The organism is Kitasatospora sp. NPDC089509, assembly GCF_044749365.1.
Lineage (GTDB): Bacteria > Actinomycetota > Actinomycetes > Streptomycetales > Streptomycetaceae > Kitasatospora.
This window is the reverse complement of sequence record NZ_JBIVHS010000003.1, coordinates 60,347-76,366: the sequence shown is the minus strand read 5'-3', so window position 1 is coordinate 76,366 and position 16,020 is coordinate 60,347. Positions and strand designations below refer to the sequence as shown.

Sequence of the window (16,020 nt, the reverse complement as noted above, 5' to 3'; positions counted from 1 at the left end):
GGGCAGTCGACCGACTGTCCGACCCGCCCCCCGACCCAGTGGGGATACCCCGACCCTCCTCCGGCCTGGTGCCCCGAACCCGGCGAGCTCCGCGGGGCAGTGTCGCCCTGTCGCGAGACTCGGTCGATTCAAGCCTTGATCGGTGCGGCCGACCTGGCGGCCTGCTCGATCTTCGCTCGGTGGGCTGCACGGGCTTGCTCGTCGATCTGTTTCTCGTGTTCGGGGCGCATCCCGGTCCGGCCGTCGACGCCCTCGCGCAGGATGTCGGCGTGCCCGGCATGCCGGTTGGACTCGCCGAGGACGTGGACCATGACGGCGAACAGGTTCGTGTCGGCATAAGAATCCGGCCACCACGGCACGTGGCCGGGGGCGTCGAGGGGAAGCCCGTCGATCGTCGCGTCCGAGTGTTCCCACGTGCGCCGGTAGAACGCGATGATCTGATCGCGGGTCTCGTCCTCGGTCGCCCACAGATCGCTGCCGTCGGAATCCTGCCACCGGGGCAGCGGTTCCGGGGAAGGGCGGTCGAAGACCTCGCCGAAGTACCTGGCCTCGACGGTGGCCACGTGTTTGACCAGGCCGAGGAGGTTGGTCCCGGTCACCGTCAAAGGTCGGCGGGCGTCGTATTCGGACAAGCCGTCGAGCTTCCAGAGCAGCGCCTCGCGGTCCCGCTGCAGTCTCCCGTGCAGGTTGTCCTTCGCGAATTCATCGATCATGCGGCACGAGCCTGCCATGGGCTGCTCGTGGCCTCAAGATCCCGTACACGGTCCGCAACGACTCTCCTGCTGGTGCGGGCCCGGTTGAGGGTGGAGACGCGGTCGCGGGTGCCGAGCTTCCGGTAGATGTGCTCGATGTGCTTGTTGGCGGTGCGGGTGGCGATGCCGAGGCGTCGGCCCGCCACGACGTCGACCCGTCGCCGGCCGGACACTTCAGAACCCGGACGGCCGTCCCCGCGGGGGTGACGGCCGTACCCGCCGCCGGCCCGGGCCCGGCAGTGCACCGGCGGTGTCAGAAGGAGAGCTTGTCCTGGAGCAGCGCGTGGCGGAACTGGTACCTGGGGCCGTCCGCCCGTAGGACCTGGCGGTGGTGGGCGTCGTCCAGGAAGTTCATGCCCCGGGCGGGGAAGACGCCCTGGAGGTGCAGTTGGAGGAACAGCAGGGTGCTGCGCCCGGCGTCGGAGCCGGCGCTCATGACGCAGATCCCGCAGGGGACGGCGATGCCGATCGTCTGGAAGATCCCGGCGACGACGTCCCTGTCCCACATGAAGCCCTCGCGCAGGCCGAACCCCAGGCCGACGCAGAGCCCGAAGAGCGCGCCGAAGACGATGTCCCAGCGGAGTTCCTGCCGCCAGATGGCCAGCGGGTCGCTGTGCACGCCCACCTGGGAGGGCAGGCGCGCGGCTCCGATGATGAGGGCCACCATGAGCGTGCCCCAGATGCCGTTCAACGGACCGGCGAGCGGGTGGAGTTCGTGGGAGATGCCGTGGGGGAACAGGTACCGGAACCCCACCGGAAGCCCGCCGGCGACGGCGCCGGGGAGCAGCGGCAGCCGTGAGTGGACGGCCTTCCCGCGGAACCGTCCGCCCGGCCCGGGCGCCGGGTGGACGCGCATCGCGCTCACGCCGGCGACGGCGCCCGCCGCCGTCCCGGCCGCGGCCAGCACGGCGAGCGACGCCAGGGCGTGGTGGGTGACGTTGAGGGCGTGGTCGCCGGAGACGATGCCGATGACGAGCCCGACGATCACCGCCACTCCGGGGTTGAAGCCCAGGCGCCTCCGACGGCCGCGGCCGGGCGGGAACCGCCACCAGACGCCCTCGGGCCGGAAGGCGCGCAGCTCCGACGCCGTTCCCGCGGCCACTCCGAGGACCAGACCCAGCGCGGCCCCGACCAGGCTGCCCGGGCCCGGCCCGCTGATCCGGTGGGTGTTGAAGTGGCCCCAGCCGTAGACCAGGGCGCCGCCGGCCGCCGCGGTGACCGTGCAGAGGGCGCCCAGCATGCCGATCCTCGGTAACGCCCGCTCCCAGCGCGGCAGTTGCCGCCAGTCGAGGCTGTAGGTGCCGTGCTCCGCCATCTTGGCCGCGAGGTAGCCCAGCCACCGCCGGGCCTGCGCCGCGTTGTAGGGCACCAGGTCGGAGGGCTGGCGCGGCTGGTAGGCGATGCTGATGAACCGGTCCAGCAGGTAGACCATGACCTCCTCGGGGGTGGCGAAGCGGTCCTCGTCCAGCAGGTCGGCGAGGGCCTCGGGGCGGGGGAACGCGTCGCGCACGAGGGTCAGGCCGAGCGGTACGTCGAGGGCGCGGGACAGGACGCTGTCCGGCCGGCGCTCCAGGTGGTCCATCAGCTGCTGCCAGGGCTCGGGCGGCGGGTCCACCTGGTAGTGCCGGAGGTACACGGCGGCCTCGGCCCCGGGGATCGGCGCCAGCTCCAGCACCGTGGCGCCGGGGAGGTGGCCGGCGCGGACGGTCGCCGTGAACTCCTCGGTGCGCGCGAACACCATGATCCGGGACACCGCGTGCCGGCCGATCTCCCTGAGCGCGGCCCGGCGCATGTCCGGTTCGAGTTCGTCGAACCCGTCGAGGAAGAGCGCGATCCGGCCGCCGTACACCAGCTTCTCCGCCGCCCGGCGCCCGTACTGGCGCTGTCTGAGGAGGCGGTAGTCCTCGGCGATGCGAGCGGCCGCCCAGTCGGCCAGGTCGTCCCGGCTCGCGTCCCAGCCGGTGACGCTCAGTAGGACGGGCACCGGTACGGCGGCGCGCTCGGCCGGGTTCCTGACGCCGCCACGGTGCCTGAGCGCCTCCAGCAGGGTCAGCAGCGCCGTCTCGGACTTCCCGCTGCCCGGGCGGCCCAGCAGGGCGATCCGGCCGGAGGGCAGGCTGCCGTACAGCCGGAACAGGTCCTTGATCCCGCCCTCGCGCAGGGTGCGGGCGTCCGTGGCGGGAACGCCGGGCAGCGGCGGGAAGGCGGCGGGGCTCTCGGAGTCCCCGAGTGCGGCCGCCATGGGGCTGGCGACCCCGCGGCCGGACCACCGCCAGCGCACCGGGATCGGCCTCGGGGCGCGCAGCTTGCGGTCGTAAGAGGCCTGGTTCCACTGTTCGAGGACGGCGGCGGTCAGGGCGTCCGCGGCGGCGTCCAGCGGCGATCCCGTGCCCGCCGGGGTGGAGTGGTGGTGGACGGCGGCCGCCTGGCCGACGACGACGCCGCCGTGGTCGGCGAACAGGGCGGCGCGCGGGACGGCGGGCGGGACGGCGGGCGGTTCCGCGGACGGCTCCGCGTGCGGTTCCGCGGGTGGGGCGACGGGCGGGGCCGGGGGTGCGCCGGGGCCGCTCAGGCCTGCTGCGGACCCGGCTGCGGAGGGTTTCCCAGCGTCACGTCCCCCATGGTCCAGGCCGCGGCGGACCCGTGGTCCGCGCGGATGTCCACGTTCCCGCCGACGGCCGTGCCCGCGTCCCCCGCCGACACCCCGCCGGCGGCGCGGTCCGCGGCCCGCAGCTCCTCCACCGCGCGCTCCAGGGCCCGCGCGAAGCCGGGGTCCTGCTCGACGGCCTCCTCCAGCGAGTCCTGCACCCGGCGCCGGGTGCGCTCGCTCGGCTCGGCCAGGCCCGCGTCGGCCTCCTCGGTCAGCTTCCTGAGCGCGGGGTCCTCCCCGAGCTTGCGGCCGACCAGGTCGTGGAGCCGGTCCATCCCCGCGTCCAGCGTGCGGTCGACCTCCGCGTCCGCCCGCCCGGCCACCCGCCTCGCCTTGCGCACCGCCCACGCGAACACGTACCCGACCGCGATCTCCACGCCCGTCATCAAACCCCCCTCGGCCCGCTGCTGACGTTCCGTCAGACCGTATCCTGCCGACCGCCCCCGGCGGAAGCCGATCCCGGGGCGGCCCGCGCGCGCGGCCCGGCGTCGTCGCAGGGCGGACGGCGGGGCCCGGACTTGTCACGGGCTGAGCGGGTATACCTGGGCCAAGAGAAGGGGGTGGCTCCGTGGTCGGGTGGATTGTGCTGGTGCTGGTGACGGCGCCGGCCGTGCTGTTCTTCGTGGTGGTGATCGCCGCGGCGCTCCACCGCCCGAAGTCGGAGCCCAGCTACGGGGCGCCGCGTCCGGCGCCTCCGTCGGGGAACCGTCCGGCCGCATCGGCCGTCCCGTCGGCACCGGCAGCCCCGTCGGCACCGGTGCCCCGGCCTACGGGCGAGCCCGATTCGCACCGCGAGTTCCACGCCTGGCTCGCGGCGTACCGACGGGCGCACCCCAACGCCACCCCTGCGATGGAGGCGGCCGCCGTACGCGAGTCGTACGAGGACAGGACGAAGTACCGCGGGGTGTCGCCGGGCATGAAGGCCGCGCACAAGGCGATCGAGCGGCAGCGCCGCGGGATCGGCTGGGACGGCCGGGGGGCGTGAGGGCGCCCGTGGCGGCGTCGGCCGGTCGGGTCCCGGTGCTGGCGGTGGCTGGGGGGCGGGATGGCCGCCGGGCCGGCCCTTCCGGCGCTCGCCCCGTTGCCGCCGTCCGCTCCGCCGCAGGTGCGCGGGCCCCATGGGCGAGGACGTCCGCCAGGATCGCGTGGAATGCCCCGCGCAGCTCCTGGTCCGCGGGATCTCCGCGCCGCATCTCCGCCCCCGATCTCGTGCTCTGCCGGGCACGGACTCCGTTCAACTCGCTGACGGCTCCCCGCCGGCCGGAGTGAGCCCGAGTTCCCGGCACCGCCCGAGGCGGCCCGCGTCGCTCGGCGCCAGCCAGACCCGCTCGACGGCCGGCCCGCCCTCCTCCACCCCGTGCCGCAGCACGCCTGCGACATCGGCACCGGTCAGCTGCGAGGCGTAGTGGCCGAGCCCGACCCGCTTGGGTTCCGCCCACCGCCCGAGGATGAACTCCAGCCCGAGGCCGACGGGTTCGACATCGTCCCAGCGGGGCCGCGGTGCCGACGGAGTCAGCGCGTAGGGCAGGTCCTCGTACCAGAGGCGCAGTTGCGGGCCCGGATACCGGCCGACGGCCCGGCGGACCAGCCGGTGGTCGATGTGGCCGCCGACCGCCGAGGGCGCCACGACCAGCGCGGCGGCATCGAGATGCGGCCGCATCGCCTCGGCCGCCTCCTGCTCCCGCGCCCGCGAAGTGGCCGACCCGTCCGGCTCGTTGAGTTCTTCGTCGTCGTCCATGTCGAGCGCGGAACTGTCCGGCAGGCCGAGAGCCGTGTACGACAGCCGTAGGCTGTGCGCGTAGGCGGCGTCCTCCGCCTCCCGCAGCTTCCGGACGCCGTCCTCGTCGAGCCCCTCCGCTCCCGGGGCGTACGGTGCCCAGCGGCTGCGGGTGAAGACGGTCAGCAGGGTGATCGAGCGGTCCCGGCCGACCCGCGCGTCGGCGTCGACCAGCGCGCCGAGCCACCCGCCGACCGACAGGGCGATGTCGTCGGGGTGCGGCGCGACCAGCAGCAGTCCGCTCATGCCGCCAACTCCTGGCGGTGTGTCACCAGCTTCTCGAAGGCGGCCGCGATGTCGTCCACCTCCGCCTTGTCGCCGAGCAGCGGGGCGTGGTGGAAGGTCAGAAAGGTCTTCGCCGCCCGTTCGCAGGTGGGCAGCGAGAGGCCCTGCGGGTGGATGCGCCGCTGGTGCTCCGCGTCGAGGGCGTACCGGGAGCGGGTGTGCGGGCGGTAGAGCCGGCTGCGGTAGAGCGGCGTGTACACGGGGGTGACCGGCAGGCCGAGTTCGGCGCTGAGGGCGGCGGACAGCCGCTCGGCGCCGATGTCGGCCAGTTCCTCCTGGACGGCCGCGACGGCGTAGTTGTAGTAGGTGCGCTCGGTGGTGCCCTCGGTGGTCCGCTGGGGGCGGAAGCCGAGTTCGGCCAGCCTGGCGTCGAGGTCCGCGGCGTTCCGTGCGCGGCGGGCGTTCTCCTCGTCGAGCAGGCCGAGTTGGCCGATCAGCAGGGCTGCCTGGAACTCGGAGAGACAGCGGTTGTTGCCCATCAGTTCGGCGGTCTCCAGCAGTTCCATCGCGCCGGTGGCGGGCGGGGTGCTGCCGTAGCTGCGCCCGTCGGCCCGCAGGTGCTCGATCCGGCGGGCGAGCGCGTCGTCGTCGGTGATCACCGCACCGCCCTCGCCGCTGGTCAGCACCTTGCTCTGCTGCATGCTGAAGGTGCCGGCGCGGCCGAAGGTGCCGACCTTGCGGCCGAGGAAGCGCGCGCCGTGCGCCTGGGCGCAGTCCTCGATCAGCGGGATCCCGTGCCGGTCGGCGATCCGTTGGAGGGCCGTCAGGTCGGCGACGGCGGAGTAGAGGTGGACCACCACGATCGCCTTGGTCGCGGGGGTGAGCGCGGCCGCCACGGCTGCCGGGTCGAGGCAGAGGGTGTCCGGGTCCACGTCCACGAACACGGGTACGGCGTTGACACCGATCACGGTCGAGGCGTTGGCCACCCAGGTGATGCCGGGGATCACCACCTGGTCGCCGGCGCCGACGCCGCAGGCCTCCAGGGTGGTCGTCAGCGCCGAGCTGCCGTTGGCGGTGGGGACGCAGTGGCGGACGCCGTGGTAGGCGGCGAACTCGGCGGCGAACCGGCGTTCTCGGCTCTGCTGCCCGTTGTAAGGGCCGCTGATGGCCCAGCGGCCGGAGTTCAGCACCTCGTCGAGGACGGCGAGCGCTCCGGGGGCCGGCTGCGGCCAGCGCGGCCACGGCGTGGACCGGACGGGGGTGCCTCCGGCGACTGCGAGTTCGGGCATGGCGATGACCTGTCCTTCATTGTCAGGGGCACGGGGGTGGTTGGGGGCGGGAGGGTGGTCAGGGGGCAGGAGGGTGGTCAGGGGGGACGGGGGTGGTCACGGGGACGCGGGTTGGTTCACACCGTCAGCTCGCGCGGCACCGAGCGCCGGAGGACCTGGCCGCCGAGCACGGCGGCGGCCAGCGCCAGCGCCGCAGCGAGGCCGGCGGCGAGCGAGACGACCGTGAAGGAACCGTGCTCGACCAGCACGCCGCCGAGCGCCTGCCCGACGGCGGTGCCGACGGCGTCGGCGGTGGTGATCCACATGAAGGCCTCGTTGGCGGAGTCGGCCGGCACCGTGCCGTCGAGCAGCAGGTAGCGGCAGGTGATCATGGGGGCGGCGGGCAGCCCGACCAGCAGGGTGAGCAGCACCAGGGCCGGGACCGAGTCGGCGAGCGCGAGCGCGCTCATGGTCATGGTGAGCGCGAGCAAGGTGGCCGCGTACCGCTGGGTGATCGCGGACCGCCAGCTGCGCCGGCCGTAGCCGAGGCCGCCGAGGATGCTGCCGACGGCGATCAGCGCGAGCAGCAGCCCGGCGATGCCGGGCAGCGCGTGCTCCGTGGCGTAGGCGGGGAGGTTGACCTCCACGACGCCGAAGGCGAGGCAGGACGGCACCGTGGTCGCCACCAGGACGGCCAGCGGGCCGCTGGCCACCACGGCCGGCCTGCCCCACAACCGCACCTCGGCCCGGGGCTGGCTGCGCACGGCCGCGAGCCGGCCGAAGGCCAGGGTGGCCGCGCAGGTGAGGACGGCCGTGACGAGCAGCGCCGCGGTGGCCCCGGCGACGGCGATCAGCGCCCCGGCGATCAGCGGGCCTCCGATGTAGCCGACTTCCTGGAGCACGGCCTGCAGGGCGTAGGCCTGTCCCCGCTCCGCCTCGCCGGTCAGCCGTGACCAGGCCGAGCGCATCGCCGCGAACGCCACCGAGTAGCCGGTGCCGAGCGCCGCCGCGACCACCACCAGCACTGCCAGTGGCGCACGGGCCTGGCCGGCGGCGACCAGCAGCAGGGTGAGCAGCAGGTGCAGGACGGCGACCGCGACCAGGGTGCGCACGCCGTGACGGTCGGTCAGCCGTCCGCGCAGCGGCGCGGTGACGGCCGCGCTGAGGCCGTAGCAGCCGATCACCAGTCCGGCGGCGCCGAACGACCCGGCGGCGTGCACCAGGAAGAGCAGCAAGGCGAGCGGTTCGGCGCCGTCGCCGATGAAGACCAGGGCGCCGACCACGGTCAGGTTCCTGGCAGGCCCCGTGCGCAGCAGGCCGGCCGGGCCGGCGCTCATGCCCGGTCCCGACCGCTGCCCGGGTGCAGCGCCCGCCGGTAGACGGCCGTCAGCTCCCGGACCGCCGCCGGTGTGCCGTAGCGCTCCTCGATGGCGGGGCGGGCGGCGGCGGCGAGGTCGGCGAAGTGGCGCGGGTCCGCGGCGATCTCGCGGACCTTCGCCTCCAGCGCGTCGAGGTCCCCGGCGGGTACCAGCATCTGCGGACAGAGCTCTCCGACGGTGGTCAGGAGTCCGCCGACGCCGAACGCCGCCACCGGGGTTCCGGCGATCAGCGCTTCGAGCGCGGCGCCGCCGAGCTCCTCGTAGGCGGAGGGAACCAGGGCCGTGCTCATCACGGCGAGAGCGTCCGGCACGTCGGTGTTGGGGATGAATCCGGTGATCAGGAAGTCGTCCGTCAGCCCGTGGTCGTGGATCGCCTCGGCCAGCCGGTGGCGTTGCGGGCCGTCGCCGACCACCAGGAACCGGGGGCGCAGGTCGCGCAGTCGCCGGGCCAGCGGGACCAGGTGCTGCCAGCCCTTCTCGTGGGCGATCCGGCCGACGAAGCCGATCACCGGTCGCCCGGGTGCGGCGGCCGCCCAGCCCGCGAAGTCGAACCGTCCCGTTCCCGCGGGCTTCGTCTCGGTGTCCAGGAAGTCGGGGACCACGGTGAACCGCTCGTCGCCGGTGTCGAGTGCCTCGGCCACCAGCCGCCCGGTGCCCTCGGTGAGCGTGATCACCTGTGCCGCGCGGCGGATCGCGATCCGCTCGGCCGCCGCCGCGAGCCGCTGCCGCAGCCGTCCGGCGTCGGACAGGTAGCCCGCCAGGCAGGAGCAGTGCAGGGTCAGCACGTACGGCGCGCCGACCGTCCGGGCGGCGAGCGGGGCGAGCAGCAGCGGCCACATCGAACCGTCGGCGTGCACGTGCACGAGGTCGGGCTTCCAGCGCCGGATGCCGAGGCAGGCGGTGAGCGTGGCGGCGAACCATGCGGGGATCAGTCCGACCAGGCAGGTCAGTTCGGAGCGGATCGGCGGGATCGGCGCCCGGGCCACCCGGATGGTCAGACCGTCCCGGTCCCGGTGGTACCTGGGCAGTCCGGGGAAGCCGGCCGTGACCACCAGCTGCCGGACGCCGTGCGCGGCCAGCGTCCGCGACAGCCGGGTGATCTGGATCTGCATGCCACCCATCGAGTCGTACTCGACGGGCCAGGCGTCCACCTGGTCGTGGTAGTACCAGGGCGTGAGTCGCAGGATGCGCAACTGCCGTCCTTCCCGGCGCAGTTCGCCGACCGGCGTCGGGCGGTTCACCCGAGGACGGTGCGCAGCGCGCCGTCGAGGACCTCGACCGGGACCGGCACCAGCGGCATTCCCGGTGCGCTGCAGGCGACTTCGCCGACCGACCGGAGCAGCACCATGGCCACCTCGTCGGGCCCGCAGGCGATGTAGCCGCGCTTGTTGTCCTTGGCGACCAGTTCCCCGACGGCGGCGAGGTCGACGGCGGGCCGGGTGGTACGGGTGATCCCCAGCGCGCCCATCAGCCTGGTGTGGGTGTGCAGGTCCTCGGCCGACAGGTCCAGCCGGGCCCGGCTGATCTCGGCCGCGACCAGCATCCCCCAGCCCACCGCCTCGCCGTGGCCGACGGTGCCGGCCGAGGCCAACTCGATGGCGTGGCCCACGGTGTGGCCGTACTCGAAGACCAGGGCCTCGCGCTTCTCCTTGCCGTCGGCGCGCAGCAGCGGCTGCTTGGCCGAGATGCCGATCTCCAGGAACGCCTCCAGCGCCCTGGCCTGGTCGGCCGTCAGCAGTTCGGTGGCGGCGAGGAACTTCCGTTCCTGCCCGGGCGAGGTGGTGAGCACGTTCTTCGCCATCTCGACCAGGCTGGTCCGCAGCAGCCGGGCCGGCACGGTGGTCAGCCAGTCCAGGTCGCAGGCGACCAGGGTGGGTGCGAAGAAGGTGCCGCACAGGTTCTTTCCGGCGGTCAGGTTGACGGCCTGCTTGAGCGAGATCACCGAGTCGAAGGCGCCGACCGGAGTGGTGGGCAGGTGCACCAGGCGGATTCCCCGGAAGAGTAACGCGGCCACCATGCCCGCGATGTTGCCGATGGTGCCGCCCCCCAGTGCCACGATCACCGACTTGCGGGTGACGCCCCGGGCGACCGCCTGCTCCATGATGTCGCCGACGGCGTTCAGGTTCTTCGCATACTCCGAGGGTTCGAACTCGATCGAGCTCACCTCGAAAGCCGGTCTCAGGTGCCGGGCGAGCCGCTGGTAGGTGTCGGCCAGTCTGCCGTCCACCAGGAAGAGGAGCACGTCGGCATCGCCGAGGCCCTGCCGCAGCAGGTCCGGTATCCCGCCCTCCAGACCGACGCCGTAGTGATAGGGAATGCGCGTTTCTCCGAATTCGAGCTGGCGCAGGTGGGCGCTGACGGAAGCGGACATGGAAAGGCTCCTAGAAGTGTCGGTTGACGGGGACGGCCCGCGCTCGACATGGCTTTCGGGCGCGCCTGGCGGTATCCAGCGGTGTTCCGGAAAGCCACGGATCAACATGGCGGGCCGGCATGCCACCGAGGGGGCGGCGGGGCGGCGGTGAACCACGTCCACCGGCGACCTCAGCTGGGACGACAGGCGTTTGACGCCCCTGTGCCGGCAACCTCGACACCATCCTCCTGACGGCCGCAGCCGGCCACCACGACGTTCACCGGACGTTGGGCCGACACTTCCGTCGCGGGTCGACTCGGTGATGCGGCCAGGGCGGAAGGGCCGGCCGGGGCTCGGTCACCTGTCGCCCGTCGCCCGTCAGCCGACCCGGAGGCCCAGTGCCAGGGTCAGTTCGAGGACCCGGTGCGGCGATGCGAGGTCCGGGAAGAGCTCCCGCAGCTGCGACATCCGGTACCGGACCGTCTGGGGGTGGACGAACAGCTCCGCCGCCACCTCGTCCCGTCTGCCCTGGTGCAGCAGCCACGACCGCAGGGTCTCCTCCAGTCGCCGTGCGGTCGTGGCCGGCACGGCCCGCAACGGGGCGAGGGCTCGGGCGCGCAGGTCCGCGAACGCGTCCGCGTCGGCGCTCAGCACCAGTTCGGGCAGGTGCTCCTCGGTGTCGCGGATGTCCGGGGAGAGGGAGCGCGCGCGTAGGGCTCGTTGGTACGAGGCGGACGCACGGGTCCAGGGCCGTGCCGGGCCGACCACGGCGGTGCGGTCGGTCAGTTGCCGCAGGAGGTGTGACCGGTCGGCGTCGGGGACGAGCAGCACCCCGGTGGCGTCCGGCAGGTCGTCGAGGACGAGAGTGCTCGGGTCGAGCGCCCGGTAGGCGGGCCGGGCCTGGGCGGCGGGCAGCAGGACCGCGGTCAGCGAGACCGGGGGCTGCCACCCGGCCCGTTGGACGGAGGCCAGCAACATGTCCGGAGTCGCGCCGGCGAGGAGGTCGCGGGCCAGGTGTTCCAGGTGGCGCTCGTGGGCCCTGCCGCGGGCGGCCAGTTCGTCCGCATGGCCGGCGGCGCTCGCGGCGGAGAGTTCGTCGATGTAGGCGAAGGTCAGCTCGGCGAACTTGGCGACCTCGGCGGCGGGCAGGCCCGCGGGTACGGCGCCCGCCGCGAGGCACCGCCAGGCCACCCGGGCGCCGACGCGGTAGGCGCTGAGCAGGGCGTCCATCGAACGGCCGTCGCGCACCTCGCCACGGCCCAGCTCATAGGCCGCGTCGCCGGCGTCGCCGCTCGTGGCGTTCCCGCTCGCGAGGTCCAGGTAGTGCCCCAGGGCGGTGCGGACGGCCCGGCGGATGGTGGCGCCCATGCGGCCCGAGAGGGCGTTGGCATAGGGAGGGACCTCGTCGATGATCGCCTCGACGACCTCGTCGGCGGTGGCCGCCAGCGCGGCCCGGAGCGCGGCGACCGTCGTTTCGTCCAGGGCCGGTTCGCCGGCCCTCCGGATGGCATGGCTCACGTTTTTGTTTCCCACGAACAATTCAGCAGGGCAGATTCACATCCTACGGTCAGGACTTTACGCCCTGGGGCGCAGCAAGCTGGAGTCATGACGAGCGCAGCCCTCCGCAGCAGGGCATGGAAACTGCTGGAGATGGTCACGACGCCGCTCCTGCCGTCGGACTACCTCGACCTGGTGAGCCCGCTGCGGGCGGGCGCCGACCTGCGCGGGCGCATCGAGGCCGTGCATCCCGAGACGGGTGCCGCCGCGACCGTCGTGATCAGGCCGGGACGGGGCTGGCGCGGCCACGTGGCGGGTCAGTACGTGCGGATCGGGGTCGACGTGGACGGGGTGCGCCTGTGGCGCTCCTACTCCATCACCTCGCCGACGAACCGCCGGGACGGCCGCATCACCGTCACCGTGAAGGCGGTCCCGGACGGCAGGGTCAGCAACCACCTGGTCCACCGGGCGACACCGGGCACGCTGGTCCAACTCGACCAGGCGACGGGTGACTTCGTGCTGCCGGGGGCCGAGCCCGCCAAGGTGCTCTTCCTGACGGCCGGCAGCGGCATCACGCCCGTCATGGGCATGCTGCGCGACACCGGGCTCGATGACGTCGTCATGGTCCACTGCGCACCACGGCCGCAGGACGTGATCTTCCGCGACGAGCTGCACGGCCTGGTCGCGGAGGGGAAGCTGCGGCTCGTCGAGGTGCACACCGACACCGACGGCCGGCTCGACCTCGCGCGTCTCAGCGGCCTCGTGCCCGACTGGGCTGAGCGCGAGACCTGGGCGTGCGGGCCCGGGGGGCTGCTCGACGCCGTCGAGGAGCACTGGGCCGAGCACGGTGCCCCGGAGCGCCTGCACACCGAACGCTTCCGTCCCGCCACCGTCCTCACCGGCGACGGAGGCGGCGACGGGGGCCGTGCCGGTGGCGGAGGCACGGTCAGGTTCAGCACCACCGGCAAGGCCGTCGACGCGGACGGCACCACGCCGTTGCTGGACGTCGGCGAGGAGGCCGGCGTGCTCATGCCGTCCGGGTGCCGCATGGGCATCTGCTTCGGCTGCGTCACGCCGCTCACCGCGGGCGCCGTCCGTGACCTGCGCACCGGCGAGATCACCGAGGCCGCGCCGGGCGTCCTCATCCAGACCTGTGTGTCCGCCGCGGCGGGCCCCTGCGACATCGAACGGTAGAGGCACCTTGACCGCCATCGACCCCACCGCCCACCTGACTGCGGAGCAGATCGAGGAGCTCGGCCGCGAGCTGGACGCGATCCGCGACGAGGTGATCGCCGACCGCGGTGAGAAGGACGCCGCCTACATCCGCAAGGTCATCTCGGTGCAGCGCAAGCTCGAACTGGCCAGCCGGGGCGTGCTGCTGTTCTCGATCTTCCCGCCCGCGTGGTTGCTCGGTACCGCCGGCCTGTCCGTGGCGAAGATCATGGACAACATGGAGATCGGCCACAACGTCCTGCACGGCCAGTGGGACTGGATGCGGGATCCGAAGATCCACTCCACCACCTGGGAGTGGGACCACGTCTCGCCGTCCGCGCAGTGGAAGCACTCGCACAACGAGCTGCACCACACGTACACCAACGTGATCGGCAAGGACAACGACCTCGGCTACGGCATCATGCGGGTCGACGAGGACCAGCGGTGGCGCCCGTTCCACCTCGGCCAGCCGCTGTGGAACCTCGTCAACGCCTGCTTCTTCGAGTACGGCATCGCCGCGTACGACCTGGAGCTCGGCAAGAACCTGCGCAGGCACCGCCGGCGCGACCCGGAGTTCCGTGCGCGGGCCAGGGCCGTGGGCCGCAAGATCCGCAAGCAGGTGCTCAAGGACTACGTGATCCACCCGCTGCTGTCCGGCCCGTCGTTCCTCACCACCCTCGCCGCCACGTTCACCGCGAACCTGGTCCGCAACGTCTGGACCCACTCGGTGATCATGTGCGGGCACTTCCCCGAGGGCGTGCAGGTCTTCGAGCGCCGGTCGCTTGAGGGCGAGACGCGCGGTCAGTGGTACCTGCGCCAGATGATGGGCTCGGCGAACATCAGCGGCAGCAGGGCCATGCACTTCATGACCGGGAACCTGTCGCACCAGATCGAGCACCACCTGTTCCCGGACCTGCCGAGCAACCGGTACGCCGAGGTCGCGGTGAAGGTGCGCGCACTGTTCGAGAAGTACGGACTGGAGTACGTCACCGGGCCGCTTCCCCGGCAGGTGTTCTCCGCCTGGCACAAGGTCTTCCGGCTCTCGCTGCCGAACCGGAAGACCGAGGCCACGACCCCGGACCGCACGAAGGAGCCCGTCGCGGTCTGAGCCCCGAGAAGGCGCCCCCAGGAAGGCACCCCCGGGAAGGCGCCCGCGGTCCCGGGGCGCCTTCCGCGCGGGGCTGCCCGATCCCCGTCGGGCCGGTCAGAGCGCCGCCAGTGCCGCCTCCAGGTCGTCCAGGCCCAGCGAGCCCTGCCGCAGCGCCGCCATGTGCCAGCGCTTGAGGTCGAATCCGGCGCCCTGGCGGCGGCGGGCCGCCTCGCGGCCGGCCAGCCAGGCGCGCTCGCCGAGCTTGTAGCCGATCGCCTGGCCCGGGCGGCCGAGGTAGCGGACGATCTCGCTGTTCAGGTGACCGGGGGCCAGGCCGACGTACTCGCCCATGAACGCGGTGGCCAGCTCAGGGGTCCAGCGCTCGCCCGGGTGGAAGGGGGAGGCGACCGGGATGGCGCTCTCCAGGTGCATGCCGATGTCGATGATCACGCGCACGATCCGCATCATCTGCTTGCCCAGGTAGCCCAGCTGCCGCCCGGGGTCGGTGAGGAAGCCCAGTTCCTCCATCAGCCGCTCCGCGTACAGCGCCCAGCCCTCCACGTTGGCGCTGATCTTGCCGAGGGTCACCTGGTAGCGCGACAGCTGTTCGGCGGCCGCCGCCCAGGAGGCGAGCTGCAGGTGGTGGCCGGGGACGCCTTCGTGGTACCAGGTGCTGACCAGCCGCCAGCTGCGGAACGTCTTCTGCTCCTCGCCGGCGGCCACCGGCAGGAAGGCCCGGCCCGGGCGGCTGAAGTCCAGGCTCGGGCTGCTGTAGTAGGGAGAGGCGGCGCTGCCGGGCGGGGCGATCCGGGTCTCGACCCGGCGCAGCGGGCCGGCGATGTCGAAGTGGCTCCCGTCGAGCGCGTCCATCGCCTCCTCCAGCAGCGCCTGCAGCCAGTCCCGCATCGCCTCGGCGCCCTGCACGCCGTGTCCGTGCTCGTCCAGGTGGGCGCGGGCCTGCTGGACGGTGCCGCCGGGCAGGATCTGCGCGGCGGCGGTCCGCAGCTGGGTCCAGACCCGGTGGAACTCCTCCCAGGCCCAGCCGTAGGCCTCGTCGAGGTCCAGGTCGGCGCCGGTGTACTGGCGGGCCATCACCAGGTAGCGCTCGCGGCCGACCGCGTCCGGGGTGCCCTCGGCTGCGGGCCGGTAGGTCTCGCGCAGCCAGTCCCGCAGCTCCGCCACGGCGGCGGTCGCCTCGTCCGCGGCCGCCGCCAGCTCGGGGCGCAGCCGCTGCGGGGCCGGGGCGACGAGGTCGCCGAACCAGCTGGGGCCGCCGGCCGGCCCGCCGGTCCAGGCGGTGAGCTGGTCGGCGAGCACCTCGGCCTGGCGGGGCGCGGCGAGCAGCTTGCGGTCGATGCCCTCGTTCAGGGTGGCCCGGTAGCCGTCCAGCGCGGCGGGCAGCTTGCGCAGCCGGCCGAGCACCGGCACCCAGTCGTCCTCGGTGGCGGTCGGCATCATGGTGAATATGCTGCGCAGCGCGTGCATCGGCGTCTGCAGGTTGCGCACGGCGCGGAAGTGCTCGCCGGCCTCGTGCACCCGCAGCTCGGCGGTCAGTCGCTCGCGCAGCAGCCGGGCGCAGGTCAGCTCGGCCGGGTCGGCCTCGCGGTCCGGTCGGGGGAGGGCGTCGAGCCGGGCCAGGGTCTCCCGGGCGAGCCGGGCGCCCTCCTCGGCGCCGTCCGGCGACAGGTCGGGCAGCCGGTCGTCCTGCGGTGCCAGGCCCAGCCAGGTGGAGACGGACGGATCGACGACGGCGACCCGGGTGACGTGGTCGTCGGCGATCCGGCGGGGAGTCGAGGGAGTCATCGGCAGCTCCATTTCGG

The 16,020-nt window shown here is 73.5% G+C and carries 14 protein-coding genes; 3 read left to right on the top strand and 11 right to left on the bottom strand.

The genetic code is table 11. From position 1 onward, the window contains the following. Window positions 1-128: 128 nt before the first annotated feature. The 4 genes from ACIP4P_RS06670 to ACIP4P_RS06655 form a co-directional block, all read right to left on the bottom strand. Entirely contained in the window at window positions 129-713 is a 585-nt protein-coding gene (locus ACIP4P_RS06670; RefSeq protein ID WP_400915454.1) for a DinB family protein, read from the bottom strand. Beyond that, window positions 710-898: a LuxR C-terminal-related transcriptional regulator gene (locus tag ACIP4P_RS06665; RefSeq protein WP_400915452.1), complete on the bottom strand. Its 189-nt coding sequence runs from the start codon at window positions 896-898 to the stop codon at window positions 710-712. The genes ACIP4P_RS06670 and ACIP4P_RS06665 overlap by 4 nt, the downstream gene beginning before the upstream one ends. 107 nt (window positions 899-1,005) lie before the next feature. Then, window positions 1,006-2,994, bottom strand: coding sequence for an NACHT domain-containing protein (locus ACIP4P_RS06660; RefSeq protein WP_400915450.1), 1,989 nt, complete (start codon window positions 2,992-2,994; stop codon window positions 1,006-1,008). 326 nt (window positions 2,995-3,320) lie between these two features. Continuing rightward, window positions 3,321-3,788 carry a hypothetical protein gene (locus ACIP4P_RS06655; protein WP_400915449.1) on the bottom strand — a complete coding sequence of 156 codons (468 nt, stop codon included), beginning with the start codon at window positions 3,786-3,788 and terminating at the stop codon, window positions 3,321-3,323. 182 nt (window positions 3,789-3,970) lie between these two features. Between ACIP4P_RS06655 and ACIP4P_RS06650 the strand changes: the two genes are divergently transcribed. Continuing rightward, window positions 3,971-4,387, top strand: coding sequence for a hypothetical protein (locus ACIP4P_RS06650; RefSeq protein WP_400915447.1), 417 nt, complete (start codon window positions 3,971-3,973; stop codon window positions 4,385-4,387). A gap of 249 nt (window positions 4,388-4,636) precedes the next feature. Here ACIP4P_RS06650 and ACIP4P_RS06645 read toward each other — a convergent pair whose 3' ends face one another. The 6 genes from ACIP4P_RS06645 to ACIP4P_RS06620 form a co-directional block, all read right to left on the bottom strand. Continuing rightward, window positions 4,637-5,425, bottom strand: a complete 789-nt coding sequence (locus tag ACIP4P_RS06645) for a PIG-L deacetylase family protein (RefSeq protein ID WP_400915446.1) — start codon at window positions 5,423-5,425, stop codon at window positions 4,637-4,639. Continuing rightward, window positions 5,422-6,693: a DegT/DnrJ/EryC1/StrS family aminotransferase gene (locus ACIP4P_RS06640; protein WP_400915445.1), complete on the bottom strand. Its 1,272-nt coding sequence runs from the start codon at window positions 6,691-6,693 to the stop codon at window positions 5,422-5,424. The genes ACIP4P_RS06645 and ACIP4P_RS06640 overlap by 4 nt, the downstream gene beginning before the upstream one ends. A 116-nt stretch (window positions 6,694-6,809) precedes the next feature. Further along, window positions 6,810-8,009: an MFS transporter gene (locus tag ACIP4P_RS06635; RefSeq protein ID WP_400915443.1), complete on the bottom strand. Its 1,200-nt coding sequence runs from the start codon at window positions 8,007-8,009 to the stop codon at window positions 6,810-6,812. Next, complete coding sequence (locus ACIP4P_RS06630; RefSeq protein ID WP_400915442.1) at window positions 8,006-9,292, bottom strand: glycosyltransferase family 4 protein; 1,287 nt, start codon at window positions 9,290-9,292, stop codon at window positions 8,006-8,008. The genes ACIP4P_RS06635 and ACIP4P_RS06630 overlap by 4 nt, the downstream gene beginning before the upstream one ends. Beyond that, entirely contained in the window at window positions 9,289-10,422 is a 1,134-nt protein-coding gene (locus ACIP4P_RS06625) for a hypothetical protein (RefSeq protein ID WP_400915440.1), read from the bottom strand. The genes ACIP4P_RS06630 and ACIP4P_RS06625 overlap by 4 nt, the downstream gene beginning before the upstream one ends. 357 nt (window positions 10,423-10,779) lie before the next feature. After that, window positions 10,780-11,919, bottom strand: a complete 1,140-nt coding sequence (locus tag ACIP4P_RS06620; protein WP_400915438.1) for a PucR family transcriptional regulator — start codon at window positions 11,917-11,919, stop codon at window positions 10,780-10,782. Between the two features lie 87 nt (window positions 11,920-12,006). On the opposite strand from ACIP4P_RS06620, the gene ACIP4P_RS06615 reads away from it, so the two are divergent. Further along, complete coding sequence (locus ACIP4P_RS06615; RefSeq protein ID WP_400915437.1) at window positions 12,007-13,092, top strand: ferredoxin reductase; 1,086 nt, start codon at window positions 12,007-12,009, stop codon at window positions 13,090-13,092. A 7-nt stretch (window positions 13,093-13,099) separates the two neighbouring features. Next, window positions 13,100-14,218 (top strand): fatty acid desaturase family protein, encoded by a 1,119-nt coding sequence (locus tag ACIP4P_RS06610; protein ID WP_400915435.1) that lies wholly within the window; start codon window positions 13,100-13,102, stop codon window positions 14,216-14,218. A gap of 96 nt (window positions 14,219-14,314) precedes the next feature. On the opposite strand, the gene ACIP4P_RS06605 is transcribed toward ACIP4P_RS06610, so the two are convergent. Next, window positions 14,315-16,003, bottom strand: coding sequence for a DUF885 domain-containing protein (locus tag ACIP4P_RS06605; RefSeq protein WP_400915431.1), 1,689 nt, complete (start codon window positions 16,001-16,003; stop codon window positions 14,315-14,317). Between the last annotated feature and the right edge of the window lie 17 nt (window positions 16,004-16,020).